Here is a 26255-nt window from a genome sequence, read left to right as displayed (position 1 = left end):
ATCTTTTCCTCCCGCCCTCGCCGCTTCCCGGTCGATTCGGCCTGCACGGTCGGCAAGGCCTGCGAACGATAGGGTCAGAGCGGGCGGGGAGTAAAGCCGCGGAGCCGGAATGTCGCACTTCGCAGGGTGCAGACCATTGGTATCGCCACATCCGGATGCTAGGAACGAGGTGCACGAGCCATCGATAGCGAGATCGTATGTCCTTCCGAAATGTCTTTGCCGCCGCCCGCGCTTTTGCGCTCATTTTGTTTTTCGCCTTGTCCGGGTTTCTGGCGTCTTCCGAGCCGGCGTCCGCGCTGACCGCCGCCGCGACAGTCCGGGACGGCAACGCCATCCAGCTTGGCGACGTCACCTATCGGCTCGACGGCGTCGACGCGCCCGAGCTTGACCAGGTCTGCATCGACGATCACGCCGATCCCTGGACCTGCGGTATCGAGGCCCGCGACCAGCTCGCGAAGCTGATCAACAAGCGCTCCGTGCGTTGCGACGATGTCGGGCCGGAGAAGAGTTTTGGCAAGCGACACCGGGCGATCTGCACGGCCGAGGGCGACAAGGCGACCTTGAACGAGCAACTGGTCAAGCTCGGCTTTGCCATCGCCCGCGAGCCGATCAAGGCGAACGTCAAGCCGGCGGCGGGCGAAGCCAAGACGGCCTCGGCCGGAATCTGGAAGGGTTGCTTTGTTGCACCGCAAGACTTCCGCGCCGGCAAGAAGGACGGTGCGCTGCTCGGCGCCGCCTGCCGCCCGGACCGCGACAAGGAAATTCGTGCCGTGCTGTTCCCGGAGGACCTGACGATGCCGCCGAGTTGCAGCATCAAGGGCAAGCTCGCGGTGCGCGCCCGCGTCACCGGCAATATCGGCATCTATCATCTGCGGGGCTGCCCGAGCTACCCGGCGACCACCAAGCCTGACCGCTGGTTCTGTTCGGAGGACGACGCCCAGGCGGCCGGCTTCCGCAAGGCCTACAATTGCCGCCGGCCGAAATGAGCAAAGTCGTTCACGCAGCCGGGAGTGGTAGTCCGGGTCCGTATTGATCCGGAATTGAACTTCATCGGGAGTTGCCGCATTTCTATGCGTACGCAAGCGCTTGCGCGGGCGTTTCCTTGGCAGCAATCCGGCTTCGGCCCGATTGCCTTGCTTGGGCGTTTCCTCCCTAGACTTGGGCCGCTTGTCATCACAAGCGGCTCTTCTTTTTTGGGCGGCTCCGTCACTGCATCCGCATGATCTGGTCCATCGGCGGCATGTTCGCGTTCAGATGCGCCATGATCCAGACCGTGCCGCCCACGACCAGGAAGACCACCAGCAGTCCGAAGGCCAGCGCCAGCACGTTGTTGGTGTTGTCGGGGCCGGTCGTGATGTGCAGGAAGAACACCAGATGCACCCCCATCTGCGCGATCGCCAGCACGATCAACGCCACCGGGATGGAGGGCTGCCAGACCAGATCCGTGCCGGCGATGAAGAACGACGTCGCCGTCAGCAGCAGCGCGAGCGCGAGCCCGACGACGTAGCCGAGGAGCCGGGTGCCGACGCTGTGTTGCTCTTCCTCGCCCGGCGCGAGGTCATGGTCGGTCCGCGCGTGGCTCTGATCGCTCATGCGGCGCTCCCAAGCAAATAGACGACGGAGAACACCCCGACCCAGACGATGTCGAGCGCGTGCCAGAACAGCGCGAAGCACATCATCCGGCGCAGGACGTCGGCGCGAAAGCCCTTCGCGAACACCTGGGCCATCATGGTGAGCAGCCACAGCACGCCGGCCGAAACATGCAGGCCGTGGCAGCCGACCAGCGAGAAGAACGCGGTCAGGAAAGCGCTGCGCGAGGGACCATAGCCCCGCGCGACGAGGTCGGCGAACTCGCGGAACTCGATGACGAGGAAGATCAGCCCGAGCACGCAGGTCACGGTCATGCCGAGGTAGAACCAGAACCGGTTGCGCACATCGGCAGCAATGCTGGCCATGCCGCAGGTGAAGCTCGACAGCAGCAGGCAGACCGTCTCGATCGCGACATTCCGTTGCTCGAAAATCTCCGAACCCTTCGGGCCGCCGGCAGTCTGACCAGACAGCACCGCATAGGCCGCGAAGAAGCAGGAGAACATCACGATGTCGGAGAGCAGGAATATCCAGAAGCCGTAGGCGGTCACGATCCGCTTCGAAGCGGGTCCCGGATGCTCGATGACGACCCCGATGTGATGGGGATCGGCGTGCGCGTGGCCTGCGGCCGCGGTCATCGCCATCAGACTGCTCCCGCCATGCTGACGAGGTTCCGCCGCTCCTCGAGATTGACGCGGTCGATCGCCGCGACCTCCCCCGCGGGAATGACGTATTCGTCGTGGTCGCGCCAGGCGAACACGACGAAGGTTGCCCACGCGCCCAAGCCGCCCAGGATCACCATCCACCAGATGTGCCAGATCAGCGCAAAGCCCATGATGGTGGCGAAGAACGCGCAGACGAATCCGGTCGGGGAATTCCGGGGCATCTCGATGTCCTGATATTCCGGCCTGTCGCGATCGAGCGATTGTTGCTTTGCGTGAGCCTTCATGTCCCAATAGGCGTCCTCGCCGCGCACGTCGGGATTGAAGGCGAAATTGAATACAGGCGGCGGTGACGAGGTCGCCCATTCCAGCGAACGGCCGTCCCAGGGATCGCCGGTACGGTCGCGCAGCGCCTCGCGGTTGCGGATGCTGACCACGATCTGGACGATCTGGCAGATCACCCCGATCGTCAGCACGGCCATGCCGATGGCTGCAACGATCATCCAGGGCCGCCAAGCCGCGACGTCGTAATGCTGCATGCGCCGGGTCATGCCGAGCATGCCAGCAATGTAGAGCGGGACGAAGGTGATGAAGAAGCCGAGGAAAGTGAACCAGAACGCCAGCTTGCCCCAGCGTTCGTCGAGGCGGAAGCCAAATGCCTTGGGAAACCAATATTCGAAGCCGGCGAAGGCGCCGAACAGCACGCCGCCGATGATGACGTTGTGGAAGTGCGCCACCAGGAACATGCTGTTGTGGAGCATGAAGTCGGCCGGCGGCACCGCGAGCAGGACACCGGTCAATCCACCGACGATGAAGGTGACCATGAAGCCGACCGCCCACAGCATCGGCGTCGCGAAGCGGATGCGGCCGCCATACATCGTGAACAGCCAATTGTAGATCTTCACGCCCGTCGGTACCGCGATGATCATGCTGGCGATGCCGAAGATGGCGTTGACGTCGGGCCCCGCCCCCATCGTGAAGAAATGGTGCAGCCAGACCATGAAGGAGATGACGCAGATTGCCATGGTCGCGAGCACCATGGAGCGATAGCCGAACAGCGCCTTGCCGGAGAAGGTCGACACCACCTCGGAGAAGATGCCGAAGGCCGGCAGCACCAGGATGTAGACCTCCGGATGCCCCCAGGCCCAGATCAAATTCATGAACATCATGACGTTGCCGCCGGCCTCGTTGGTGAAGAAATGGAAACCGAGGTAACGGTCGAGCAGCAGCATCGCGAGCGTGGCGGTGAGGATCGGGAAGGCCGCGACGATGAGGAGGTTGGAAGCCAGCGTGGTCCAGCAGAACATCGGCATGCGCAGATAGTTCATGCCCTTGGTGCGCAGCTTCAGGACCGTGGTGACGAGATTGATGCCGGCCACCAGCGTGCCGACGCCGGAGATCTGGAGCGACCAGGCATAATAGTCGACGCCGACGCCCGGCGAGTAGGACAGCTCCGACAGTGGCGGAAAGGCGAGCCATCCGGTGCGCGCGAACTCGCCGACCACGAGCGAGAGATTGACCAGCAGCGCGCCGGTCGCGGTCAGCCAGAACCCTACCGAATTGAGCGTCGGGAACGCGACGTCGCGCACACCGAGCTGCAGCGGCACGATCAGGTTCATCAACCCGATCACGAACGGCATCGCCACGAAGAAGATCATGATGGTGCCGTGCGCCGAGAAGATCTGGTTGTAGTGCTCGGGCGGCAGATAGCCCTGCGACTGGTAGGCGACCGCCTGCTGGATCCTCATCATGATGGCATCGCTGCCGCCTCGCAGCAGCATCACCGAGGCCAGCAGGATATACATGACGCCGATCCGCTTGTGATCGACGCTGGTAATCCATTCGCTCCAGAGATAGGGCAGATGCCCCTTCACCACGACCCAGGTCAGCACGCCCAGGATCGCGACCAGCACGATCGCACCGGCGATGAGCGGTATAGGCTGATCGAACGGAATGGCCGACCAATCGAGCTTACCGAGCATCGTGCCCTCCACTGTGCGGACGTCCGGCATCGGAGATCAGCTCCGGCCCCGGCCCCGGCGGAATGTGCTGGTTTGCGATCAAGTCGAACAGCCTGGGGTCTTCGAGACGGTAGGTCGGCTTGCCCTTCTCGATACCCTGCTGCATCAGCTTCCTGTAGCTGTCCTCGTTCAGCACGGTGTCGGACTTCGCCGTCGCCGCCACCCAATCCGGAAAGGCGAGCGGCGAGATGACGTTGACGTCGAACATCATGTCGGGAAAGCCGTCGCCGGAAAAATGCGCCGACAATCCCTTGAGCTTGCCTTCATTGTCGGCGCGCAGGTTCAGCTTCGTCACCATGCCGTTCATGGTGTAGATCATGCTGCCGAGCTGCGGAATGAAGAACGTGTTCATCACGCTCGACGACGTCAGCTGAAAATTCAGCTCGGCCCCGGCCGGCACCGTCAGCGTGTTGACGGTGGCGATGCGCTGGTCCGGATAAATGAAGAGCCATTTCCAGTCGAGCGAGACGGCCTGGATCCGCACCGGGCTGCCGGTGCCCGGCACGGGCGCCGCGGGATCGAGCCGATGCGAACCGATCCAGGCGACCCCTCCGAGCAGAATGACGGTGAGCGCGGGGATTGCCCACACCACCATCTCGACGCGGCCGGAATAGACGAAGTCAGGCTGGTAGCGCGCTTTTGAGTTCGAGGCGCGAAACCAGAATGCAAAGCCGAGGATCGCGAAAATGGTCGGCACCACGATCACGAGCATGATGAAGACGGAATCGACCAGAATGGTGCTGTTGCCCGCGGCCACGGGCCCTTGTGGGTCGAGCAGATTCATCGGCAAGCCACTGGCGGTTGGGAAGCCCCGGGACACAGCCTAGCGCGGGAAAGGCTCCGCAACAAACGCTGCCACCTCGGAACGGTTCCTGAGCCGCAAGGGCCAGCCATGCGCGTTTGACCAGCCGCAACAATGCAATTCCATGCGATGTCAATGACATGAACGCAGAAGCAACGCCCTTCTCTCCGGTCGGGACGATTTGCTAATCTGCACGAAAATAATGAGAACTACCGGAAAAGGGAGTGAACCGAGATGCGCTTGAAGGACAAGGTCGCCATCGTCGTCGGAGCCGGGCAAAGCCCCGGCGAAGGCATGGGCAACGGCCGCGCCACCGCGCTGACCTTCGCGCGCGAAGGGGCAAAGGTCCTGTGCGTCGATCATCATCTGGAATCGGCGCAGGAAACGGTTGCGATGATCGCGGCGAAGCAGGGCACCGCGGCAGCCTTCAAGGCCGACGTCACGAAGTCGGCCGACATCAAGGCGATGGTCAAGGACGCCCAGTCGCGCTGGGGCCGGATCGACGTGCTGCACAACAATGTCGGCGTCAGTCTGTCCGGCGGCGACGCCGAGCTGCTTCAAATCACCGAGGAGGCGTTCGACCGCGTCGTCGCGATCAACCTGAAGAGCTGCATTCTTGCGGCGAAAGAGGTGATCCCGATCATGCGCGCGCAAGGCAGCGGCGTCATCATCAACATCTCCTCGATGGCGGCGATCACGACCTATCCTTACGTCGCTTACAAGGCGACGAAGTCGGCGATGATCGCCTTCACCGAACAGCTCGCCTACCAGAATGCCGAATACGGCATCCGTGCCAACGTCATCCTGCCCGGCCTGATGAACACGCCGATGGCCGTCGACACCCGCGCCCGCGAATGGCACAAGACCCGCGCCGAGGTCGAAGCCGAACGCGACAGCAAGGTGCCGCTGCGCAAGAAGATGGGCACCGGCTGGGACGTCGCGAACGCCGCGCTGTTCCTGGCGTCGGACGAGGCGAACTTCATTACCGGCGTGACGCTGCCGGTGGATGGTGGTGCGAGCGTGAGACGGGGGTAGCGGACTTCCTCACCCTTCTGGAGGGGGAAGTCAACGCATGCTAGTCACCCGCCAGATCGTGCCGTTGCCATCCTCCGACACCAGCAGCGATCCATCCTTTGCGACGGCGACGCCAACCGGTCTGCCCCACACTTCCGTGTCGCTGACGACAAAGCCCGTGACGAAATCCTCGTATTCGCCGGTCGGCTTGCCGTCCTTCATGCGGATGCGGATCACCTTGTAGCCGGTGCGCTTCGAGCGATTCCACGAGCCGTGCTCGGCGGCGAACGCATCGCCCTGGTACTCGGACGGAAACTGCGTGCCCTGGTAGAAGGCCATGCCGAGCGAGGCCGAGTGCGGCTGCACCAGCACATCGGGCACCGTCACCTTGTCCTTGATATCGGGCCGCGCGCCGGCATGGCGCGGATCTTCGTTGGCGCCGATATAGAACCAGGGCCAGCCGTAGAACGCGCCTTCCCTCACGCTGGTCACGTAGTCGGGCACGAGATCGTCGCCCAGGCCGTCGCGCTCGTTGGTCGAGCACCAGGGCAGCCCCGTCTGCGGCTGGATCGCAAGGCCGACGCAATTGCGGATGCCGGTGGCGTAGATCTTCCGCTCCTTGCCGTCCGGGTTGAAAGCCAGCACGGCCGCGCGCTCGGTCTCGCTCGCCCAGGCCGCACCGAGCGGCTGCGATTTCGACCACGCCTCCATCCCGCCCGGCGGCGTGCCCAAACCTTCCGCGACGTTGCTGAGCGAGCCGACGGAGACGAGCATGCGCTTGTTGTCGGGCGTGAAGACGATGTCGCGGGTGGAATGGCCGCCGTCATGCGGCAGGCTCGGCACGATCGTCTCGGCCTTGCTGCGCGCCTTGAGATCGCCGGCCTGATAGGGAAAGCGAACGACGCTGTCGGTGTTGGCGACGTAGACCCATTGCGGATTGTCGCCGTTCGGGAAGAAGGCGATGCCGAATGGCTGCCTCAGTCCGCTGGCGAACACCTCATTGGTCGCGACCTTGCCGCCTTCGCCGGCACGCAACACACGGATGGTGCCGCTCCGCGTCTCCGCAACGAAGACATCGCCGTTCGGCGCAACCCTGATGATGCGCGGCGCGCGCAGACCTTCGGCAAACAGCTCGACCTTGAATCCCGCCGGCACCTGGAGCGCGGCCTCCGGCGGACGCGGCACCACGCGCGACGAGCTCGCAACCGATCGCGTCGCACCGGGCCTGACCAGATCCTGCGGCCGGATCAGCCTGATCGTGCCCGGCTTGTCGGCCTGCCAATCGCCATAAGCGTCCTTGCCCTGCAACACCGGCTCGGCCTGCGCACCGGTCGCAACCAGCAGCCCCGCGGATATCGCGACAGACAAAATCTTGCTCTTCAAATGGTCCTCCCGGCCTGCAATCTCGAACATCGACACCACCGCGGCAAGTCGAAGCGCTGCCGCATCCCACGTCAACCGATGCCCGCACGATGTGCATCGGTTGCAACCCATCGTACTGGAAAACACCGCGGATAGGTGCGACACATTGTAAGGGCGGGGGTTGCCGTCATCATAGCTGCGGCATCGCTGTCGCATTTGACGGGATGATCATGTGGGGATCCATCATATCGGAATGGGCGAGCCTGCTGCTGCGCTGGCTCCACGTGGTGGCGGCGATCGCCTGGATCGGCAGTTCCTTCTATTTCATCGCGCTCGACCTCAGCCTCAAATCCAGGAGTGACCTGCCCGATGGCGTGCAGGGCGAGGCCTGGCAGGTCCATGGCGGCGGCTTCTACCGGATCATGAAATATCTGGTAGCCCCCTCCCAGATGCCTGACGAGCTGACCTGGTTCAAATGGGAAGCCTACACCACCTGGCTGTCCGGCTTCGCGCTGATGGTGGTGGTCTATTATCTCGAGGCCGATTTGTTCCTGGTCGACAAGTCGATCCTCGACCTCACGCCACTCCAGGCCGGGCTGTTCAGCTTTTGCAGCCTCGCGCTGGCGTGGCTGCTCTATGAATCCGCCTGCCGTTCCGGTCTTGCACAGCGCGAATTGCCGTTCGCCATCGGCGGCTATCTGTTCCTGGTCGCGCTGACCTATGCCTTCACCCATGTGCTGAGCGGCCGTGGTGCCTTCAACCAGATCGGCGCGATCATCGGCACCATCATGGTGGCCAATGTCTTTGCGCTGATCATCCCGAACCAGAAGAAGATCGTGGCTAGCCTGATCGCGGGACAGGCGCCAGATCCGAAGCTCGGCAAGGCCAGCAAGGAGCGCTCGGTTCACAACAACTATCTGACGCTTCCCGTGGTCGTGCTGATGATCAGCAACCACTATCCCCTGCTCTACGCCACGCGTTTCAACTGGATCATCGTCGCCATCATCCTGGCGCTGGGACCCGTGATCCGCCACTTCTTCAACGAGCGCCACGCCGGGCGCAAATCGCCATGGTGGGTGTGGGGCGTGGCTGCGATCGGCGTGATTGCGATCCTGTTCCTTTCCGCGGCCGGCCCGCGCGAGGTGAAGACGGGCGCGTTATCGGCGCAGCCGACCCTTGCCGCTGTCGAGGAGATCGTGACGTCCCGTTGCAGCATGTGCCACGCCACAGAGCCGGTCTGGGCCGGCATCGTGACCGCGCCGAAGGGCATCCTGCTCGATGCGCCCGAGCACATCCATCGCAACATCCGCCTGATCGGCCGCGTTGCGGCCTGGTCCAATGCGATGCCGCCGGGCAACATCACCGAGATGACCAGCGAGGAGCGCGCGATCCTTGCTGCCTATCTCGAGCAGGCCCGTTGATGCTGCCGCGCGTCGGCGGATCGTTTCGCGGAATGAAATTTCGTATCTCGCATCGAATTGAAACTGACTTGGCCGCCTATCCGGCGTAGACAGGACCGGCCGCGGCCCGCGGCCTCAAGTCAGTTTGCATTCGGGGATAAGAACAGTGGCCCTCAAGAACGTCATCGGTATCGACCACGCCGTGGTCATGGTGAAGGACCTCGACGAGGCCGCCGAGAATTATCGGCAGCTCGGCTTCACCGTGTCGCCGCGCGGCACCCACAGCGCGCATATGGGCACCGGCAACTACACCATCATGTTCGACCCCGATTATATGGAGCTGCTCGGCGTGCTCGCCGCGACCGAGCACAACGCGCCGGCGCGCGCCTTCCTCGACAAGCGCGGCGAAGGCATCGAGCGTATCGCCTTCACGGCGGTCGATTCCGCTGCCGGTGCCGAAGAGATCCGCGCACGAGGCTTCACGCCGGTCGGCCCGACCGATTTCGAGCGGCCGGTCACGCTGCCGAACGGAACGGTCTCGGCAGCAAAATTCCGCACCTTCATGTGGCCGACCGCGGAAGCGCCCGGCGGCGTGCGCATCTTTGCCTGCCAGCACAAGACGCGCGAGACGGTCTGGATTCCCGAACTGATGAAACACGCCAATGCGGCAAAGCGGATCAGGCAGACGCTGATCGCAACACCCGAGCCCGCGAACGAGGCCGCGCATCTCGGCCGGCTGATCGACCGCGAGCCGACCGCCGAGGCCGATGGCGCGGTCACGGTGCGCTCCGGCGGCGATCGTGCCGACTTCGTCTATCTCACGCTGGAGCAACTCGGAAAGCGCTATCCCGGCGTGCCGCTCGCCGGAATTTCTGAGCGCGGCGGCGCGGCGCTGGTGCTCGTCAGCGGCGATCTGGCGGCGACCGAGAAGGCGCTGGGATCTGCTGCCGTGCGCAGTGGGTCGGCGATCTGCGTGCCGCCGGCCAAGGCCAACGGCACCCTGCTCGCCTTCATTGCCGGCTGATTTGAACCAATTCTTTAACGTGTGTTTACCCGGCGGCTCCAGGATCTCTCGCGATCCAAGCCACCGGGGCCAAGCGAATGTTCAAAGAGGGATCGCCGATCGCCTATGAGGCGCCGGCCGAACTGAAGAAGTGGCCGTCGCTGAAGGGCGAGCGGCAGAAGGACCGAGGTCCGCCCTATCTCGTCTACAACGGCACGCTCGCCGACTGCGTCCGCGAGCTCATGGGCAAGCCGATCAAGGGCATCTCCCTCTACGACATCATGACGAAGCCGCAAGCGACCTTCGACCAGACCGTGCTGTCGCCCGGCGATGCCGCCGAGATCGCGATGCGCAGGGATTTTCCGAAGGAATAGCCGCGCCGTCCGCCGACAACATTCGGCATCTTCGCAGCTCCGGAAGTTCCGGGGAAGAGAACGCGGGGTTTCCGTAGCGGAACACCGTACTAACACCGGTCGTTTTGCGGAATCGCAGCTTCGCCGCAATTACGGTTAAGAAGTCCTTGTCACCGGCGCCTCGCCGGTCGTTCCCCACGGTTCGAGGACTTCCATAGAGATGCGATTTGTCGTCGCGGCTTGTGCCGCGCTCTTCATTTTGATGTGCGACTTCGATCTAGCGGCGTCGCGGCAAGCATCGACTTTCGACAGCGCCCGTCTTGGAGACAATCAGGCATCCCCGCTCATTCCGGTCGTCGAGCTGTTCCTCGCGAGCGTGCAGGCGATCGAGCTCGCCAATGCGCGCGCTGCCTTTGAGCAAGTGATCGAGCCGCCGCCCGTCGTCGAAGCTGCCGCACAGGCGCCGGTTTCATCGACCGAACGATTCTGCCATGCGCTTCGACAGGCCGCCGAGACCAGCGGCATTCCCGTGCCGTTCTTTGCCCGCCTGCTCTGGCAGGAGAGCCGCTTCAAGTCCGACGAAGTCAGCCCGGCCGGCGCACAAGGCGTCGCTCAATTCATGCCGGAGACGGCCGCCGAGGTCGGGCTCGACGACCCCTTCGATCCCATCAAGGCGCTGCCCGCATCGGCAAAGTTCCTGCGCAAGCTGCGCGATGATTTCGGCAATCTCGGCCTCGCGGCGGCCGCCTATAATGCCGGTCCCGGCCGGGTTCAGAAGTGGCTCGCCAAGGAGAGCGAGCTGCCGCGCGAGACCCGCGACTATGTCCGCATCATCACCGGCACCAAGGCCGAGGACTGGACCGAGCGGTCGGAGGCGCTCGCGATCCGTATCGACCTGCCGCGCGAGGCGCCGTGCGAAGGCATCGGCAGCCTCTCCAAGGCCAGGGATGTCGCCTGGGTCCCGGTGAACCTGACGCCCTCGATCGCGACCGTCATTCGCAAGGCCGAACATCTTGCCGCGCATTTGAGGACGAACCGGGCGCGCAAGCGGTTCGTATCCCTGCTCCACAAAAACGCCCCGCCCCGTGGCAAGGCGAGGAGCATGATTGCAGTCCGTGCGGCGAAGGGCACCAGGGCTCGCGCCATCCGCATCGCGGAGCGCGAGCGCTCGGCGAGCTGATGCGCCGACCTCACCCGCGCCTTCGGCGCGACCGCGCCCCTACTCCGCCTTGATGTCAGCGGCAGCGACGACCTCGGCGAGCTCCTTGGTCTCCTTCGCGATCTTCGCGGCATACTCGGCCGGTGTCAGCACGCTGACGACGCCCTGCGAGCCGAGCTTGTCCGCGAGCACCGGATCTTTGGCCGCCGCGACGATCTCCCGGTGCAGCGTCTCCAGGATCGGCGCCGGCGTCGACTTCGGCATGAAGAAGCCGACCCAGAACGAGATGTCGAAGCCGGGGAAGCCTGCTTCCGCGACGGTCGGCACATCGGGCAGCGCCGGCAGCCGCTCGGCCGACGACACCGCGAGCGCGCGCAGCTTGCCGGCGTTGACCAGCGGCACCGCGGAGAGCGGATCGAACACGGCCAGCACCTCCTGGGCGAGGATGCCGACCTCGGAAGCCGCGCCGCCGCGATAGGGCACGTGGATCAGCTTGACGCCGGCCTTTTGGCTGAGCAGCTCCATGGCGAGATGGGCAAGGTTGCCGTTGCCGCCCGAGCCGTAAGCCAGCGCACCGGGTGCGGCCTTCGCCGCCGCGACGAGATCGGCGACGGTCTTGATATGAGCCGTCTTGGGATTCTCGGGATTGACCACGAGCACGAGCGGCGCCGACACGACGGTGGTGAGCGGCGCGAAGTGCTTTTCCGGGTCGTAGCGGATATCCTTGAACAGCGTCTTGTTGAGCGTGATGGTGGACGAGTTGCAGGCGAGCATGGTGTAGCCGTCGCCGTCCGCACGTGCGACGCCCTCTGCGGCGATCATGCCGTTTGCGCCGGCGCGGTTCTCGACCACGAAGGGCTGCCCGAGCTTTTTGCCCAGGCGGTCGCCGATGATGCGCGCGACGACATCGACCGGCCCGCCGGCGCTGAAGCCGACCATGACCTTGACCGGCCGCACCGGATAGGTCTGCGCCGATGCCTCCGTCGCCAGCGCAGCGGCGCACAATCCAGCGATGACGGCCAGCAGGCGGGCGGTTCGTTGCATTGGTCTCTCTCCCCAGGCTTCAGCAGCGCCGCTTGTGCAGGCTTGTTGGGCGACGCATTCGAAGGTCATGAATAGCGGTCACGCCGGATTTCGCAATCGGGTTTGGTCGCCGGCGTTCCGCCGCACGGCAGGTGCGCGCCGCCTTCAGGCAAAAAATGCGAAAACAACCCCATGCACAGTAGACGGCCCTTGTCGAAACAAGGACTTACGCCAGGCCGCGAGCTTCGGATGTTACGAAATCGATTTTGACTCGTCGGGCAAAACAGGGGCATAGTGCCATCATCGCGATCGGCGTCAGCCACCCGGCCTCCACGGCCATGTGGGCCTCGCTTCGATCGCGAACAAGCCCAGCATCGACATTTCAAAACGCAATCGCCGCACGGCAACCGAGAGGGTCGGCCTCGCACCAGAGGGGCCGGCTCGCGCGTGCCGTGGGCTCGAAGGAGATATCGACATGACGACAGCCATGACACGCAACAGCACGACGCCAATCGTCAGGTACGGCAGCAGGACCACCCCGAAGGTCAAGCTCACCGGACAACGGATCGCAATTCAGCATCCGGACGCGGAGACCGGCGAGCACTTGATGGGTGAGGCGCTCGGTGCCGTGGATCAAGACGCCCTGCATGGCATCCTCAAGCAATTGATGAAAGCCAGCGTGATCCTGCAGAAGCCCGATGAGGACAATCTCGCCTTCATGATCTCGATGATGAAAGGCATCGCACCGCGGGATTCCCTCGAGACCATGCTGGCGGCGCAGATGGTGTCCGTCCACGTCGCGACCATGCGCTTTGCCTGCCGCCTCGCCTTCGCCGAAGGCACCCCGCAGCAGGAGGGCATTTCGCGCACATTGACCCGGTTGGCCCGCACCTTCGCGGCCCAGATGGAGGCCCTCAACCGCCACCGCGGCAACGGCGAGCGTCCGATCACGGTGCAGAACCTGTCGGTGCAGGACGGCGGCAGCGCGATCGTGGGGAACGTCACGCAACAGGCGCATCTGACGGTCGCCGACACCGACATGCCGATGCATGACGGCCAACGCGAACACCACCGCGCCAAAGCCTCGAACGGCGGCGCCGCATGAGTGCCGGTCACACCCGCAACACACGCGCGATGGCGGCGAGCCCGCGCTGCGGCGCCGGCACGCGCGAAGGCCACGCCTGCCGGGCGCCCGCGATGCGCGGCAAGCTCCGCTGCCGCATGCACGGCGGCGCGCCCGGATCGGGCGCGCCGTGGAGAAACCGCAATGCGCAAAAGCATGGCGCCTTCACGCGGGAGCGGATCGCGGAGCGGCGGGCGATCAGGGAGCTGCTCGATGACGCGGAGAAGCTGCTGCGCGAGATGGCGGCAGACAGCCAGAGAGATCCGACCGGTTAGTCCAAAAGCGTGCCGTCAGTGAGGCACTAACGATCCATATGAGCCCATATGGGCTATTTATGGACCATCATATATGAGCACTCTGCCTGGGTCGCGGTTGCGCCTTAGGCTCGCCGCTATACTTGCCCGGGCTCGACGAGGCGACCGAACTCGTTGCGGGACAGATCACCATCCTACGGGGCTGCGGCATCAACGCCGCCCTGCATTTTGGCAAGAGCTCTTAAGGTTGGCACCTCGCCCCCAATCCTGTAATCCCACGCAAAACCCAGCCGGGACGGAATACTCATGGAGACTGCTGCCGACGACGCGGGCACCGCCACCCGCGCGCTGATCTTCGCGCTGCTCGCGCTCGCCTGCGGCCATATGCTTTCCACCTTGCTGCGCACCATTCCGGCGGTCAGTCTCGACCTGATGGCCGCGGATTTCCACATCGAGCCGCAGGCGCTGGCGAGCCTCACCTCGATCTATCCTTTCGCGTTCGCCGCGGCGCAGATCCCGGTCGGAGCCGCGATGGACCGGTTTGGCGTGCGGCCGGTGTCGCTGAGCCTGCTCGCCGGAACCGTGTTCGGCGCGGTGGCATCGGGGTTTGCCACGGGGGCTGCGAGCTTTGCGGTCGGGCAGTTCATGCTGGGCGTTGCCACCTCGGGCATGCTGATGTGCCCGATGACGCTGGCGGCCAAGCAATTGTCGGCAGCGCGGTTCGGGCTGTGGTCGGGCGCGATCCTCTCGATCGGCAATATCGGCATGCTGCTGTCGTCGAGCCCGCTCGCCTTCGTCGTCGACGCCTACGGCTGGCGCGCCGGGTTCTGGATATCGGCGATTGGCGGAATTGCGGTCGCGCTCGCGGTGTTCGCGCTGGTGCCGCATCAGCCTGCCGAGCACAAGGACGAGTCCTCGCCGCTTGCACAGATGATCGAGGTTCTCAGGCTCGGCCTTTCGCGTCCCCTGCGCGGGCTGATCGCGCTCGCGTTGGTGTCGCTGGCGACATCATTGGTGCTGCGCGGCCTGTGGGGCGGCCCGTGGCTGATGGACGTGAAGGGCTTGTCGCGGGTCGAGGCCGGCAATCAGCTCGGTGCGTTCACGCTGGCGATGATCGCGGGGCCATTGTGCATCGGCATGATCGACCGCAGGCTCGGCCGCCGCCGCGCGCTGGTGGCCGGCTCGCATATGGTCGCGGCATTGCTGCTGGCGCTGATGGCGCTCGGGGCGCCGCATTACGCGGTGTCCGTTCTATCAGGCGTGTCCGTGATGCCGCCGCAATACGACCTCGTGCTGTTCGTGCTGATCGGCCTTGCGACCTCCGCCCAGCCGCTGCTGTTCGGCATGTCCCGGCAGCTCGTCGATGCGCAAGTGGCGGGCAAGGCGCTCGCGGCCGTGAACCTCGCCTTCTTCCTCGGCGCGGCCCTGATGCAGTCCGTCACCGGCGCGGTGGCGGCACTCGCGGGGCTGCCGGCGGTGCTGCTTTTCATGGCAGCGGCGCTTCTCGTGGGCGCGGTGATCTTTATGGCCTGCACGCGAACCGTCTGAACAGGCCCTCGCTGCCGCGAAACAACCAAAAGTCTCATCAGTTAGTCATAAAGTGCGGCCACCTCGTCTTTCGAGCGGCAGAATTTCCGGCTATTAAGTCTCACCTCCCTCGTTTTTCGGGATCCGAATGTCCACAGCCATTGCGCCCGAAACAGCAGAGCTGATTGCATCCAGCGGCCGCAAGCCGCTGTCCGGGGAGTGGCGCGTGAGCCTGCTCGTGCTCTGCGGCCTTGCGCTGGTGATCGGGGTGATGACGGGCCTTGGCGCCGTGGTGTTTCGGGCCCTGATCGGACTGGTGCACAACCTGTTCTACAATGGCCGATTGAGCCTGGTGTACGACGCCAATGTCAGCGAAGGCGCCAGCCGCTTCGGCGACCTCGTCCTGTTTGCGCCGATCATCGGCGGACTGATCGTCGTTTTTCTCGTGAGGCGCTTTGCCCCGGAGGCCAAGGGCCATGGCGTTCCCGAGGTGATGGATGCAATCTTCTACAAGCGCGGCAACATTCGCGGCACCGTGGCGGTGGTCAAGGCCCTGGCCTCGGCGATATCGATCGGCAGCGGCGCAGCCGTCGGACGCGAAGGGCCGATCATCCAGATCGGCTCGGCGCTCGGCTCGGCCCTCTCTCAGTTGATCGGACTATCGACGCGGCAGAAGATCACGCTGCTGTCCGCCGGAGCAGGCGCAGGCATCGCCGCGACCTTCAACACGCCGCTTGGCGGCGTTTTGTTCGCCCTCGAAATCCTTCTGCCGGAGGTATCAAACCGTACCTTCCTTCCCGTCGTGGTCGCCACGGGAGCCGCGACGACGATCGGGCGCATCCTGATCGGCCCGGACCCCGCCTTTGCCGTGCCCGACGTTCAATTCCCGATGGTCGCCTCGTTCAACATTCAGGAGGCGATCGCGTTTGTCCTGCTCGGATTGATCTGCGGCGTGGCGGCCTGGGCCTTCATCCGGGTGCTCGTCTTCATGGAGGACGGATTTCCAAGACTGACGCAGAATGAGTACGTCCAGAACGTTCTCGGCATGGCGGTGATCGGCCTGATGATGGTCGGCCTCACCCGCACCTTCGGACACTCCTACATCGACGGCGTGGGCTACTCGGTCATTCAGGATATCCTCGACCACAGGATGACGGCAGCCGGCCTGCTCGCGCTGCTGTTTGTACTCAAGCTGGTTGCAACGACCGTGAGCCTCGGCTGCGGCGCCTCCGGCGGCATCTTCTCACCGTCGCTCTACCTCGGCGCCACCCTCGGCGCCGCCTTTGCGGCCGCGACCAGTTCGATCCTTCCGCATTCCGGGCTGACGCCGTCTTCCGCCGCCATCGTCGGAATGGCAGCCATCGTCGGTGCCGGAACGGGTGGCGTGATGACGGCGATCGTCATGGTGTTCGAAATGACACGCGACTACGCGATCATCGTTCCCGTGATCGTCGCGGTCGCGCTGGCTGCCGGCGTGCGGCGTGCGCTCATCAACGAGACGATATACACCGTCAAGCTGCGCCATCGCGGGCATCGCATTCCGAAGGAACGACACATCAATCTCTACCTGGTCAAGCAGGCCCAGGACATCATGGAGCACCGTTTCATCGTCGCCAGGGCGGGCACGACTCTGAAGCAGGCCATGACTGCGGAAGATACCGACGATGCCCGCGCCATCGTGGTCGAAAGGGACGGCCGGATCGTGGGACTTATCCCGCCGCGTTCGGGCCTGTGGGCCGAGTCTCACACCAACCCCGACATTCTCGTCGAACGCTTCGCCGAACGGCGGCTCGTCATTTGCCGGGATGAGGATCTCCTGAGTCTCGTCCTTGCGAGGCTGCGTCGCCACCGCGCAGGTGCGGCGATCGTCTTTCGCGGCGGCTCACGCCCGCGCGTCAACGATATCGTCGGTATCGTCACCAAGCGCGTGATCGCGGACGCCGTCATCGGCAGCTACGAGGACTGATCCGCGCCGCGCGCCCGGTAGAGCGCCGGTTCGATTCGATACCGTGCTCTAGTATTCCGGCGCCGGTCCGCCCGCAGGCGCGGTCGCATCGTGCTTGGGGGCGAGAGTCGCCAGATAAGCGATGATGTCGTGGCGCGACGGCGCGTCGAGCACGCGCACCGGCATTCTCGCGCCCGGCAACATTTTTTGCGGGCCGGCCAGCCAGTCGTCCAACTTGTCACCAGTCCAGCTCAAATGGGCTGTCCTGAGCGCCGACGAATAGTCGTACCCTGCGACAGAGCCCGCCGGGCGGCCCACCACCCCGCCCAGTTCGGGGCCGGTCATGTTCCGCTCGAGGGCGTGGCAGGCGCTGCAACGCTGGGCGAAGAGCTCCTGGCCATGGACGACATCGGGCGGAGCACCGGCAAGAAAGCGCGACAGGTTCTTTGCCCCGGATGGGCTCGGAGAGCGGCCCATGGTATAGCTCAGCGTGATCGTGTCGACGTGCTCCGTGTCGGCGTCCTTGCCAAAGGCCGGATCGACGTAGAACACGACCGGCATGTCCACCTTCTGATGCGGATCCAGCCGCTCCTCATTGAAGCAGAAGCACTGAATCTTGTTGAAGTAGATTCCGCTTGTTTCCGGCGTGACGTTGAACGTCGCGTGTCCGACCGTCGTCTCGTCACCAAAATTCTCGGCACTGAAGAAGACGAGCTTCTGCTCGCCGAGATGAACCTGCACGGATCGCTGCTCCGGTGCGAACCGCCATGGCAGCCCGGGCGCGACATTGGCATCGAACGCCACCGTCACCGTTCGTTTGGAGCTGGTCGCCGGTTCTGAATAGGCTCGTTGCGTCGTTCCCCCATATCCGGTTGCGCCGCAGAATACACGGTAGAGCACCGGCGAATAGGCCACCAGACCGGACATGACAGCGAGGGCGGCAAGGCAAGGTATGACAACGTTCAAGTGCTTTTGATAGCGCGGTTCCATCGTCGTTCCCCGAAACGATGGTCGTGCCATCGCACTGCATGGATCGGTTTGTAAGGCCCCAACCCGATAGCCCCGCAAGTGTCGCCACGCCAGAACGGGCAACCGCCTTTCGTCGGGTTTGACGATGTTGTGATCCCGAACTAAAGCCGAACATCTCCGCATCGCCCGTTATGCCAAGCACCTGTTGCAACTTGACGAAACGGAGCTGCTGTCATGAGCACTGCAAACACTGTTTACGACGAGCACGAAGGCCGCCTGGCGACGATTACGACGATCGCGATCGAGGCAAAGGCCGTCACGCGCAGCGGGAGCAAGGCGGAGATCAACCCTACGAACGATCAGGATGCGGAAAAATTGGTCTACGCCAGGGCGTTCCAGGCCTGGGCGGAAGGCAGGATAGACGGAAACGCCGAAGACATCTTCGAGGCCGTGCAGGAGATTCTCGAAATCTAGGCGCTCGTCAACGGAGTGCCGATCTGTCCGGCCTGCATTAGGATTGTCCGAGGCCTTGCGCTGCGACGTGCCGCAGGAGATGCTGACGGGCCCCGTGCACCAAAGGACCGATTCATGCCCGTCGACACCAAAGCCGCCACCGACCGCCTCATGCGCTTTCTCGCCGTCGAGGGCGTGACCGGGCAGGAGGCGGCGATCGGACGGGAGCTCAGCGCCGCGCTGAAGGAGAGCGGCGTGCCGGCCAAGGCGATCCGGCTCGACGACGCCAACACGCGCATTCCCGTGCCGACCGAGACCGGCAACCTCATCGTCGACCTGCCCGGCCGCGGCGCGCGGCACAACCAGCCACGCATCATGTTCATGACCCACATGGACACCGTGCCGCTCTGCGCCGGCGCCAAGCCCAAAAAGTCCGGCCGCAAGATCGTCAACGAGGCCAGGACCGCGCTCGGCGGCGACAACCGCTGCGGCTGCGGCGTGCTGGTGACGCTGGCGGCCGAGCTCGAGAAGCACAAGCTCGACCATCCGCCGATCACGCTGTTGTTCTGCGTGCGCGAGGAGAGCGGGCTCTATGGCGCGCGCCACGTCAAGCTGGACGAGCTCGGCTCGCCCGTGATGGCCTTCAACTATGACGGCGGCTCGGCTTCCAACGTCGTCATCGGCGCGGTCGGCGCCGACCGCTGGACCGTCGAAATTTTCGGCCGCGCCTCGCATGCCGGCGTTGCACCCGAGCGCGGCATCTCCTCGACCATGATCATGGCGCTGGCGCTCGCCGACGTGAAGGCCGGCGGCTGGTTCGGCAAGGTGGTGAAGGGCAAGGGCGCGAGCGCGCGCATGGGCACCAGCAATGTCGGTCCCGTCACCGGCGGCGAGGGCCGCCCCGCGGGCGATGCCACCAACGTCGTCACCGATTACGTGCATGTGCGCGGCGAAAGCCGCAGCCATGACGGAAAATTCTTCAAGGAGATCACCAAGGCCTACAAGGCTGCGTTCGAGAAGGCGGCCAAGAAAGTGACCAACGCGCAAGGCAAGTCCGGCAAGGTCAAGTTCAAGGCCGAAACCGATTATTTTCCGTTCCGCATGAAGGACAGCCAGCCCGTGATCAAGCGCGCGGTCGAGGCCGTGTCCGCGGTCGGCGGCACGCCGAACGTCCGCACCGCCAATGGCGGCCTCGACGCCAACTGGATGGTTCGTCACGGCATCCCGACCGTGACCTTCGGCGCCGGCCAGAACGAGGCGCACACGATCGACGAGTGGATCAATCTCGACGAATACGACCGCGCCTGCGCGCTGGCCGTGCAGATTGCAACGATGCGGTGATTTGCTGTGCGTAGGGTGGGTTAGCTGGCGGCTGCGCGAAGCGCAGTCGACGGCGTAACCCACCTCTTCGGCATCCGCAGCGACAGAAGTGGTGGGTTACGCCGAGCAGATACGCTACGCGCATCCGCTCGCCTAACCCACCCTACCAGAAAAGAAGAAGCAGGGAGGCCACATGCCACGCATCGCTCATATCGAGACCGGGCTCTACCGGATCCCCCTCCCCGTCACGCTCTCCGACTCCACGCATGGCGAGATCACCGCGTTCGAGCTGATCACCTGCCGCATCCGCGATGCCGATGGCGCCGAGGGCGTGGGCTACACCTACACCGTGGGCCGCAATGGCGGCGCGGTCGCGGACATTCTGAAGCGCGAGATCCCTCCACTGATCGAGGGCCGCGAGGCCGACGATACCGAAGCGATCTGGCATCACGTCTGGTGGGCGCTGCATTATGGCGGCCGTGGCGGGCCGGTGGTGCTGGCGCTCTCCGCGCTCGACATCGCGCTGTGGGATTTGAAGGCGCGGCGCGCCAAGCTGCCGCTGTACCAATTGCTCGGCGGCTTCGATGCGCGCGTGCCATGCTATGCCGGCGGCATCGACCTCGATCTCTCCGTCGAGGCGCTGCTCGCGCAGACCGACGGCAATCTCGCCAAGGGATTTCGTGCCATCAAGATGAAGGTCGGCCGGCCCGACCTGAAATCCGACGTCGCCAAGGTCGCCGCGATGCGACAGCACCTCGGCGACGGTTTTCCGCTGATGGTGGACGCCAACATGAAGTGGACCGTCGAGGAAGCCATCCGTGCGGCCCGCGCTTTCGTCCCCTACGACCTCACCTGGCTCGAGGAGCCGATCATCCCCGACGACGTCGCCGGCCACGCGCGCATCATGCAGGCCGGTGGCGTTCCGATCGCGGCCGGCGAGAATCTGCGCTCGCTTTGGGAGTTCAAGAATTACATCGCCAGTGGCGCGGTGTCCTATCCCGAGCCTGACGTCACCAATTGCGGCGGCGTCGGCGCCTTCATGAAGATCGCGCGGCTGGCGGAAGCGTTCAACCTGCCCGTCACCAGCCACGGCGCGCACGACATCACCGTGCACCTGCTCGCGGCCTGCCCGAACCGCTCCTATCTGGAGGCGCACGGATTCGGGCTGGACAAGTACATCGAGCACCCGCTGGTGCTTCAGGACGGCAAGGCGCTCGCGCCGGACCGCCCGGGGCATGGCATCGGGTTTGACTGGAAGGGGCTCGCGAAGCTGAAGGCTTAGATTGGGCGACTACGAGCGAGATGCGCCCCCTCTCCCGCTTGCGGGAGAGGGTTGGGGAGAGGGTGTCTCACCGGAGGGATTCCCAATGCCGATCGAGCCCTCTCCCGGCCTCTCCCGCATCCGCCTTCGCCAAGGCTTCGGCGGACAAGAGCGGGAGAGGTGAAGGGGAACACGCGGCTCCGTTCGTGGGAGCCCACGACCAACGGACTCTTGCCGCACACAAGCCATTCGCGAACGCCTGATACATGCGGTGAACAATCCGCTATGCTGGCGGCGACCGACACCTGACGAGAGAGCACCTTGCCCCCCGAGCTGCACCAGAAACTGACCGCGTGGCGCCGGCACCTTCATGCGCACCCGGAGCTGTCGCTCCAGGAGAAGGAGACCGCTGCCTTCGTACAGGACAAGCTCGCCGAGCTCGGCATTCCCTTCGAGGCGGGCATCGGCGGCCACGGTATCGTCGCGACCCTGACGCGCGGACATGCGCGCAGTCGCGTCGGCCTGCGCGCCGACATGGACGCGCTGCCGATCACCGAGGACACCGGGCTTGCCTACGCTTCCAGGACATCAGGCGTGATGCATGCCTGCGGCCATGACGGACACACCGCTTCGCTGCTCGGTGCCGCCGCGCTGCTCGCCGCTGACAGCAGCTGGAGCGGCACGGTCGATTTCATCTTCCAGCCGGCGGAGGAAGGCTTCGGCGGCTCGCGCGCGATGGTCGCGGCCGGGCTGTTCGACCGCTTTCCGATGGAGCGCGTGTTCGGCTTCCACAATTGGCCGGGCCTTGCCGCCGGCACTATCGCCGTGCACGACGGCGTCGTCATGGCCTCCGGCGGCCGCATCACCATCACCATCGAGGGCCATGCCGGCCACGCCGGCATGCCGCATCTGACGCGCGATCCGGTGGTGGCGGCCGGCCATCTGATCGTGGCGCTGCAATCGATCGCATCGCGCAGCGTCGATCCGCTCGACACCGCCGTGCTCTCGCTCTGCACCATCGACGGCGGCACCGCGCCGAACCAGATCGCCGGACGCATCACCATCCGCGGCACGCTGCGGTACCATCGCGAGGCGGTCAAGGAAATCATCCTCGACGGCATGGAGCGGACCTGCGCCGGGATCGCGACCAGCTTCGGCGTCAAGGTCACGCCCGAGATCGTGATGGGCGTCGGCGTCGTGGTCAACACGCCCGATGAGGCGCGCCTTGCGCGGATCGCCGCCGAGAAGGTGCAGGCCGAGTTGCGGCGCGACCTCGCGCCCAGCATGGCCGGCGAGGATTTTGCCCATTATCTCCGGCAGCGGCCGGGCGCCTTCGTCTGGATCGGCAACGGCGAATTGCGCGACGGCGCCGAGCTGCACGGCCCGCGCTACGATTTCAACGACGCGATCCTGCCGGTGGCATCGAGCTGGATGGCTGAGGTCGCCAAGACGGCGCTGGCGTCGAACTAGCGACCGCGCGCCGACAGCAACATATCGCCCGCATCGGCGTTTCCTCCTGCAAAGCGCGGCAGCTCCCGCCGCGCCCAACGGATGGCACGTGAAACATGGCGCGCGTTCTGATCGGGACCTCCGGCTGGCATTACGATTCCTGGCGCGGCCCGTTCTTTCCTGAAGGCGTGACGCTGAAGCAGCAGCTCAGCTATTATGCCGGACAGTTCGACACCACGGAGCTGAACGGCGTGTTCTACCGCACGCCGACGCCCGAAGCGGTGAAAGGGTGGCGCGAGCAGACCGGCCGCGATTTCGTCTTCGCCTGGAAAGCGTCAAAGTTCATCACGCACTGGAAGCGCCTGTCGGACCGCTCGGTCAACAGCCTCGAGCTGCTGGAGGACCGCATCTCACGGCTCGGCGGCAAGGCCGGCCCGATCCTGTTCCAGCTGCCGCCGCAATTCCAGGCGGACGCAGACCGCCTCGCGGCCTTCTTCAAGCTGTTGTCGCGGAAACGGCGTTACAGCTTCGAATTCCGTCATCCGAGCTGGTATCAGCCGCGCATCCTGCGCATGCTGGCGGATGAGAACATCTCGCTGTGCCTGTCCGACCACCACGACGCGCCGGCGCCATGGAAGCGCACGGCGGATTTCGTCTATGTGCGCGGACACGGGCCAGGCGGGCACTATCACGGGCACTATACGAAGGCCGCGCTGGCGCAATGGGCAAAGCGCATCAAGTCCTGGAAGCGGCAGGGCTGCGACGTCTATGTCTATTTCGACAACGACCAGAAGAGCGCGGCACCCGCGGACGCCAAGGCGTTGAAGCAGCTGCTCTAGATGACACCGCCTTGCCGAAGCGCCGCGATCTCAGCCGCGTCATAGCCGAGTTCAGCAAGGACCCAATCGGTATGTTCCCCGAGCGTCGGCGGGCGGCTCGCTATTTCGCCCGGCGTTTCCGACAGCCGGACCGCAGCACGCGTCACCGGGGCGGGCTTCGGCAGGCCGGGATAGTCGACGTCCTGCATGAAGCCGGCGGCGCGGATGTGCGGATGATCCAGCGCCTGTTGCGGTGAGAGGACGGGCCCGGTCGGGATCATCGCACCTCCCAGCGCATCGACGGCGTCCTGCGTGGTGCGCTCAGCGCACCAGCGCGCCATCCGCTCGCTGATGACGGGGCCGTTGTTGCCGCGGCTGATGTCGTCGGCGAAGCGCGGATCGTTCAGCCACAGCTCCTCCTCGCCCATCAACCTTGCCCAGCGCTTGAACAGCGGATGCCCCGTGACCTGGCACAGCACCCAGCCGTCCCGGGTGCGGTAGATGTCGGCAGGCGCCGCGGTCTGGCCGAGATTGCCTGTCGGCACGCGATTGACGTTGATCACGGCCTGCTCGATCAGCGTCGCGTTGGTGAAGGACAGCGCGGTTGCGAGCAACGCGCCCTCGACGACCTGCCCACGCCCGGATTTGCCGCGCTCGATCAGGGCTGCGAGCGTGCCGAACGCGCAGTGCAGCGCGGTGCCGAAATCGACCCAGTTCACCGCGGCCCGGTACGGCGGGTCGCCAGCGCCCGTCATGTAGACCGATCCTGACATGACCTGCCCGACGCCGTCGAAGCCGACCCGGTCGGACCATGGCCCCGGCCCGCCGAACGCGGTCGCCGTCGTCAGGATGATGTCGGGCTTGATCGCCTTCAGTGAATCGTAGTCGAGCTTCATCGCGCGCAGCGTCTGCGGCGGCAGGTTGGCGACGACGACGTCCGCGGTCGCAACCAGGCGTCGCATCACCTCCTGCCCCTCGACCTTCATCGGATCGAGCGTGATGCACTTCTTGTTGCGGTTGACCTGAAGGAACAGCGCGCCCTCGCCGCCTTCGCCGACCGGCGCCACGAAGCGATCCTCGCTGCCCTCGCGCTTCTCGACGCGAATGACCTCGGCGCCGAATTCGGCCAGCAAGGTCGCGCAATAGGGCCCTGCGATATAGCGCCCGAAGTCGAGCACCCGCACACCCTCCAAGACTCCTCCCATCGAACCCTTCCCTGCTGTTTGGTGCAGATTACAGGGACTGGCCGCCGGGGCAAGTTGGGAAGTGGGACGCACATGCGACGTTCATCATCGCATCGCGAACAGCTCCTGATGAAACCGATGTCCGACCGGGAAGCCTTGCGCACTGAAGTCTCGTCTGAGCGCCTCCCCGAACGCCGCCGGGCCACAGAACCAGATGCTCGCCTCACGCCATTGCGGTACGGCTTCGCGAATGCGTTCGCCGGTCAGGCGTCCATCACGGGCGTCGATGAGGACGTGGAGACGGACATCCGCCGAGTGCGCATCTGTGGCAAGCTTTCCGAGAGCTTCCTCGTCCACGTCAGCGGTGGTGTGAAAGAGGTCGACCGCCTGCGCGACAGAGCAACCGGGACTATCCTTCATGGCCGCCTGTTTCATGCGGGCGACGAAGGGCGTGATGCCGATACCGCCGCCGATCCAGATCTGATGCGCACAATCGTCGTCGAAAGTGAAGCAGCCATAGGGTCCTTCCACCTTCACCTCCTGCCCGACGCGGAGCTTATCCCGCAGCCTGCTGGTGTGGTCGCCGAGTTCCTTGGTGATGAAGATGATCGTGGGGTCCGCAGCGTTCCAGCAGGAGGCGATCGTGTAGGGATGCGCGCCCTCGGAGGCGTCGGACGTGGCGAATGCGAACTGGCCCGGTTTATGTCCCGGCCAGCTATGCGGCACCTCGATTTCGGTCTCGATGGCTTTGACGCCGGGATAATATTTGAGCGAGGTGATCCTGCCCTGGACCTGCCGCCGGGCGGCAATGCGCCGCAGCAGCGCAACGGCCGCCGCCCATGTTCCGAAGGCAAGCAGCGCCCCGACGATCCAGCCGAGCGGCGACATCCAGTAGCTGAACTTGATCAGCGTGACCGCATGAAAGACCAGAACCAGATAGGCGACGGCGAGCAGCCGATGCGTCTTGTAGAAGAGGCGATAAGGGAACATTTGAATGAGCGCCAAGGCAATCAGCACCACGGCGCCGTAGAAGGCCCACTCGCCCATTCCCTCCGCGGCTTCACGAAGGCCGTCAAGGAAGGCTTCGATGGGGTTTTCGATGACGGGCCGCGCACCACGCTGGGGGCGGGTCAGCAAACCCCAGCCGACCGCCCATTTCGGACCAATGGCCCAGAGCCAATGGACAACGGCGGTCACAAGGGCTGCGATGCCGAACCATTTGTGCAAGCGGTACATCTTGTCGAGACCGCCCAGCCAAGCTTCCGGCCAACGCGGTCGCAGCGCGAGGATCATCGCCATGCTCATGCAACCGATTGCCAGGACGCCGCTCAGCTGCACCATCCTCTCGCGGAGTGGGAAGAAGGAGCCCGGGCCGAATGGCTGGGGCTCCGCAACCAGCCACAGCACGAGGAGAATCGCCAGACCGCCCCAAAACACCGGCTTGAGCTTCTGCATGCCGTCCTCGCCTCACAACGTTACGACGCCATCTTGAACCGATCGCGCCGCGTTGCATTGAGCTGACTCAAGCCGCCTCCCCGCGAAGCCCCTCAGCGGACGGCACGGCTA

The 26255-nt window shown here is 64.8% G+C and carries 24 protein-coding genes; 15 read left to right on the top strand and 9 right to left on the bottom strand.

Going from position 1 to position 26255, the window contains the following annotated elements; all coding sequences use genetic code 11:
• Positions 1–197 precede the first annotated feature (197 nt).
• Positions 198–986 carry a thermonuclease family protein gene (locus IVB24_RS14825; protein ID WP_140477722.1) on the top strand — a complete coding sequence of 263 codons (789 nt, stop codon included), beginning with the start codon at positions 198–200 and terminating at the stop codon, positions 984–986.
• A gap of 220 nt (positions 987–1206) precedes the next feature.
• Here IVB24_RS14825 and cyoD read toward each other — a convergent pair whose 3' ends face one another.
• From cyoD to IVB24_RS14805, 4 genes are read right to left on the bottom strand one after another with little or no spacing between them, the layout of a single operon-like run.
• Complete coding sequence (gene cyoD, locus IVB24_RS14820) at positions 1207–1593, bottom strand: cytochrome o ubiquinol oxidase subunit IV (protein ID WP_247773427.1); 387 nt, start codon at positions 1591–1593, stop codon at positions 1207–1209.
• Positions 1590–2231 carry a cytochrome (ubi)quinol oxidase subunit III gene (locus IVB24_RS14815; protein ID WP_247773425.1) on the bottom strand — a complete coding sequence of 214 codons (642 nt, stop codon included), beginning with the start codon at positions 2229–2231 and terminating at the stop codon, positions 1590–1592. The genes cyoD and IVB24_RS14815 overlap by 4 nt, the downstream gene beginning before the upstream one ends.
• The gene (cyoB, locus tag IVB24_RS14810; protein ID WP_247773424.1) at positions 2231–4231 is read right to left on the bottom strand and encodes a cytochrome o ubiquinol oxidase subunit I; all 2001 of its coding nucleotides are present in this window, start codon (positions 4229–4231) and stop codon (positions 2231–2233) included. Before cyoB ends, IVB24_RS14815 begins: the two co-directional genes overlap by 1 nt.
• On the bottom strand, positions 4221–5054 hold the full coding sequence (locus tag IVB24_RS14805; protein ID WP_247773422.1) for a cytochrome ubiquinol oxidase subunit II: 834 nt from the start codon (positions 5052–5054) through the stop codon (positions 4221–4223). Before IVB24_RS14805 ends, cyoB begins: the two co-directional genes overlap by 11 nt.
• Positions 5055–5306: 252 nt before the next feature.
• Here IVB24_RS14805 and IVB24_RS14800 point away from each other — a divergent pair, with 252 nt between their 5' ends.
• Positions 5307–6107 carry an SDR family NAD(P)-dependent oxidoreductase gene (locus tag IVB24_RS14800; RefSeq protein ID WP_247773420.1) on the top strand — a complete coding sequence of 267 codons (801 nt, stop codon included), beginning with the start codon at positions 5307–5309 and terminating at the stop codon, positions 6105–6107.
• A 30-nt stretch (positions 6108–6137) separates the two neighbouring features.
• Here IVB24_RS14800 and IVB24_RS14795 read toward each other — a convergent pair whose 3' ends face one another.
• Entirely contained in the window at positions 6138–7499 is a 1362-nt protein-coding gene (locus IVB24_RS14795) for a sorbosone dehydrogenase family protein (RefSeq protein WP_247773419.1), read from the bottom strand.
• 179 nt (positions 7500–7678) lie between these two features.
• Here IVB24_RS14795 and IVB24_RS14790 point away from each other — a divergent pair, with 179 nt between their 5' ends.
• The 4 genes from IVB24_RS14790 (at position 7679) to IVB24_RS14775 (ending at position 11384) form a co-directional block, all read left to right on the top strand.
• The gene (locus tag IVB24_RS14790; RefSeq protein ID WP_247773418.1) at positions 7679–8869 is read left to right on the top strand and encodes a urate hydroxylase PuuD; all 1191 of its coding nucleotides are present in this window, start codon (positions 7679–7681) and stop codon (positions 8867–8869) included.
• A 145-nt stretch (positions 8870–9014) separates the two neighbouring features.
• Complete coding sequence (locus IVB24_RS14785) at positions 9015–9872, top strand: VOC family protein (protein ID WP_247773416.1); 858 nt, start codon at positions 9015–9017, stop codon at positions 9870–9872.
• 77 nt (positions 9873–9949) lie between these two features.
• Positions 9950–10225 carry a hypothetical protein gene (locus IVB24_RS14780; protein WP_247773415.1) on the top strand — a complete coding sequence of 92 codons (276 nt, stop codon included), beginning with the start codon at positions 9950–9952 and terminating at the stop codon, positions 10223–10225.
• A gap of 199 nt (positions 10226–10424) precedes the next feature.
• On the top strand, positions 10425–11384 hold the full coding sequence (locus IVB24_RS14775; RefSeq protein ID WP_247773414.1) for a lytic transglycosylase domain-containing protein: 960 nt from the start codon (positions 10425–10427) through the stop codon (positions 11382–11384).
• Positions 11385–11423: 39 nt separating this feature from the next.
• On the opposite strand, the gene IVB24_RS14770 is transcribed toward IVB24_RS14775, so the two are convergent.
• Entirely contained in the window at positions 11424–12407 is a 984-nt protein-coding gene (locus IVB24_RS14770; protein WP_247773413.1) for a tripartite tricarboxylate transporter substrate-binding protein, read from the bottom strand.
• Positions 12408–12861: 454 nt separating this feature from the next.
• Here IVB24_RS14770 and IVB24_RS14765 point away from each other — a divergent pair, with 454 nt between their 5' ends.
• The 4 genes from IVB24_RS14765 to IVB24_RS14750 all read left to right on the top strand — a co-directional run bounded on the left by IVB24_RS14765 (position 12862) and on the right by IVB24_RS14750 (position 17256).
• Positions 12862–13491 (top strand): hypothetical protein, encoded by a 630-nt coding sequence (locus IVB24_RS14765; protein WP_247773411.1) that lies wholly within the window; start codon positions 12862–12864, stop codon positions 13489–13491.
• Positions 13488–13784 (top strand): HGGxSTG domain-containing protein, encoded by a 297-nt coding sequence (locus IVB24_RS14760; protein WP_247773409.1) that lies wholly within the window; start codon positions 13488–13490, stop codon positions 13782–13784. Before IVB24_RS14765 ends, IVB24_RS14760 begins: the two co-directional genes overlap by 4 nt.
• 285 nt (positions 13785–14069) lie before the next feature.
• Positions 14070–15311, top strand: coding sequence for an MFS transporter (locus tag IVB24_RS14755; protein WP_247773408.1), 1242 nt, complete (start codon positions 14070–14072; stop codon positions 15309–15311).
• A gap of 127 nt (positions 15312–15438) precedes the next feature.
• Positions 15439–17256: a chloride channel protein gene (locus IVB24_RS14750; RefSeq protein ID WP_247773407.1), complete on the top strand. Its 1818-nt coding sequence runs from the start codon at positions 15439–15441 to the stop codon at positions 17254–17256.
• A 48-nt stretch (positions 17257–17304) separates the two neighbouring features.
• On the opposite strand, the gene IVB24_RS14745 is transcribed toward IVB24_RS14750, so the two are convergent.
• Positions 17305–18225 (bottom strand): cytochrome c oxidase assembly protein, encoded by a 921-nt coding sequence (locus tag IVB24_RS14745; RefSeq protein ID WP_247773406.1) that lies wholly within the window; start codon positions 18223–18225, stop codon positions 17305–17307.
• Positions 18226–18438: 213 nt separating this feature from the next.
• Here IVB24_RS14745 and IVB24_RS14740 point away from each other — a divergent pair, with 213 nt between their 5' ends.
• The 5 genes from IVB24_RS14740 to IVB24_RS14720 all read left to right on the top strand — a co-directional run bounded on the left by IVB24_RS14740 (position 18439) and on the right by IVB24_RS14720 (position 23526).
• Positions 18439–18678: a hypothetical protein gene (locus IVB24_RS14740; RefSeq protein ID WP_247773405.1), complete on the top strand. Its 240-nt coding sequence runs from the start codon at positions 18439–18441 to the stop codon at positions 18676–18678.
• Between the two features lie 114 nt (positions 18679–18792).
• Positions 18793–19998 carry a M20/M25/M40 family metallo-hydrolase gene (locus tag IVB24_RS14735; RefSeq protein WP_247773404.1) on the top strand — a complete coding sequence of 402 codons (1206 nt, stop codon included), beginning with the start codon at positions 18793–18795 and terminating at the stop codon, positions 19996–19998.
• Positions 19999–20170: 172 nt separating this feature from the next.
• Complete coding sequence (locus IVB24_RS14730; RefSeq protein WP_247773402.1) at positions 20171–21259, top strand: mandelate racemase/muconate lactonizing enzyme family protein; 1089 nt, start codon at positions 20171–20173, stop codon at positions 21257–21259.
• A 300-nt stretch (positions 21260–21559) separates the two neighbouring features.
• Entirely contained in the window at positions 21560–22708 is a 1149-nt protein-coding gene (locus IVB24_RS14725; RefSeq protein WP_247773400.1) for an amidohydrolase, read from the top strand.
• Between the two features lie 95 nt (positions 22709–22803).
• Positions 22804–23526, top strand: a complete 723-nt coding sequence (locus IVB24_RS14720) for a DUF72 domain-containing protein (protein ID WP_247773399.1) — start codon at positions 22804–22806, stop codon at positions 23524–23526.
• Here the strand turns inward: IVB24_RS14720 and IVB24_RS14715 are convergent.
• Positions 23523–24710 carry a CoA transferase gene (locus IVB24_RS14715; RefSeq protein ID WP_247773398.1) on the bottom strand — a complete coding sequence of 396 codons (1188 nt, stop codon included), beginning with the start codon at positions 24708–24710 and terminating at the stop codon, positions 23523–23525. The genes IVB24_RS14720 and IVB24_RS14715 overlap by 4 nt on opposite strands.
• An 84-nt stretch (positions 24711–24794) precedes the next feature.
• Positions 24795–26144: a ferric reductase-like transmembrane domain-containing protein gene (locus IVB24_RS14710; RefSeq protein ID WP_247773396.1), complete on the bottom strand. Its 1350-nt coding sequence runs from the start codon at positions 26142–26144 to the stop codon at positions 24795–24797.
• Positions 26145–26255 lie beyond the last annotated feature (111 nt).

This window comes from Bradyrhizobium sp. 192 (assembly GCF_023100965.1).
Lineage (GTDB): Bacteria > Pseudomonadota > Alphaproteobacteria > Rhizobiales > Xanthobacteraceae > Bradyrhizobium > Bradyrhizobium symbiodeficiens.
Note: the sequence above shows the minus strand (reverse complement) of the source record. Positions and strands in the feature narration are given on the sequence as shown.

Excerpts from the sequence above, each read along its gene's own strand:
- IVB24_RS14735 (WP_247773404.1), top strand. The coding sequence starts at position 18,793 with ATGCCCGTCGACACCAAAGCCGCCACCGACCGCCTCATGCGCTTTCTC.
- IVB24_RS14715 (WP_247773398.1), bottom strand. The coding sequence starts at position 24,710 with ATGGGAGGAGTCTTGGAGGGTGTGCGGGTGCTCGACTTCGGGCGCTAT.
- IVB24_RS14775 (WP_247773414.1), top strand. The coding sequence starts at position 10,425 with ATGCGATTTGTCGTCGCGGCTTGTGCCGCGCTCTTCATTTTGATGTGC.
- IVB24_RS14790 (WP_247773418.1), top strand. The coding sequence starts at position 7,679 with ATGTGGGGATCCATCATATCGGAATGGGCGAGCCTGCTGCTGCGCTGG.
- IVB24_RS14755 (WP_247773408.1), top strand. The coding sequence starts at position 14,070 with ATGGAGACTGCTGCCGACGACGCGGGCACCGCCACCCGCGCGCTGATC.
- IVB24_RS14815 (WP_247773425.1), bottom strand. The coding sequence starts at position 2,231 with ATGGCGATGACCGCGGCCGCAGGCCACGCGCACGCCGATCCCCATCAC.
- IVB24_RS14740 (WP_247773405.1), top strand. The coding sequence starts at position 18,439 with ATGAGCACTGCAAACACTGTTTACGACGAGCACGAAGGCCGCCTGGCG.
- cyoB (WP_247773424.1), bottom strand. The coding sequence starts at position 4,231 with ATGCTCGGTAAGCTCGATTGGTCGGCCATTCCGTTCGATCAGCCTATA.
- IVB24_RS14710 (WP_247773396.1), bottom strand. The coding sequence starts at position 26,144 with ATGCAGAAGCTCAAGCCGGTGTTTTGGGGCGGTCTGGCGATTCTCCTC.
- IVB24_RS14800 (WP_247773420.1), top strand. The coding sequence starts at position 5,307 with ATGCGCTTGAAGGACAAGGTCGCCATCGTCGTCGGAGCCGGGCAAAGC.
- IVB24_RS14795 (WP_247773419.1), bottom strand. The coding sequence starts at position 7,499 with ATGTTCGAGATTGCAGGCCGGGAGGACCATTTGAAGAGCAAGATTTTG.
- IVB24_RS14730 (WP_247773402.1), top strand. The coding sequence starts at position 20,171 with ATGCCACGCATCGCTCATATCGAGACCGGGCTCTACCGGATCCCCCTC.
- IVB24_RS14760 (WP_247773409.1), top strand. The coding sequence starts at position 13,488 with ATGAGTGCCGGTCACACCCGCAACACACGCGCGATGGCGGCGAGCCCG.
- IVB24_RS14805 (WP_247773422.1), bottom strand. The coding sequence starts at position 5,054 with ATGAATCTGCTCGACCCACAAGGGCCCGTGGCCGCGGGCAACAGCACC.
- IVB24_RS14765 (WP_247773411.1), top strand. The coding sequence starts at position 12,862 with ATGACGACAGCCATGACACGCAACAGCACGACGCCAATCGTCAGGTAC.
- IVB24_RS14750 (WP_247773407.1), top strand. The coding sequence starts at position 15,439 with ATGTCCACAGCCATTGCGCCCGAAACAGCAGAGCTGATTGCATCCAGC.
- IVB24_RS14825 (WP_140477722.1), top strand. The coding sequence starts at position 198 with ATGTCCTTCCGAAATGTCTTTGCCGCCGCCCGCGCTTTTGCGCTCATT.
- IVB24_RS14780 (WP_247773415.1), top strand. The coding sequence starts at position 9,950 with ATGTTCAAAGAGGGATCGCCGATCGCCTATGAGGCGCCGGCCGAACTG.
- IVB24_RS14720 (WP_247773399.1), top strand. The coding sequence starts at position 22,804 with ATGGCGCGCGTTCTGATCGGGACCTCCGGCTGGCATTACGATTCCTGG.
- IVB24_RS14745 (WP_247773406.1), bottom strand. The coding sequence starts at position 18,225 with ATGGAACCGCGCTATCAAAAGCACTTGAACGTTGTCATACCTTGCCTT.
- IVB24_RS14770 (WP_247773413.1), bottom strand. The coding sequence starts at position 12,407 with ATGCAACGAACCGCCCGCCTGCTGGCCGTCATCGCTGGATTGTGCGCC.
- cyoD (WP_247773427.1), bottom strand. The coding sequence starts at position 1,593 with ATGAGCGATCAGAGCCACGCGCGGACCGACCATGACCTCGCGCCGGGC.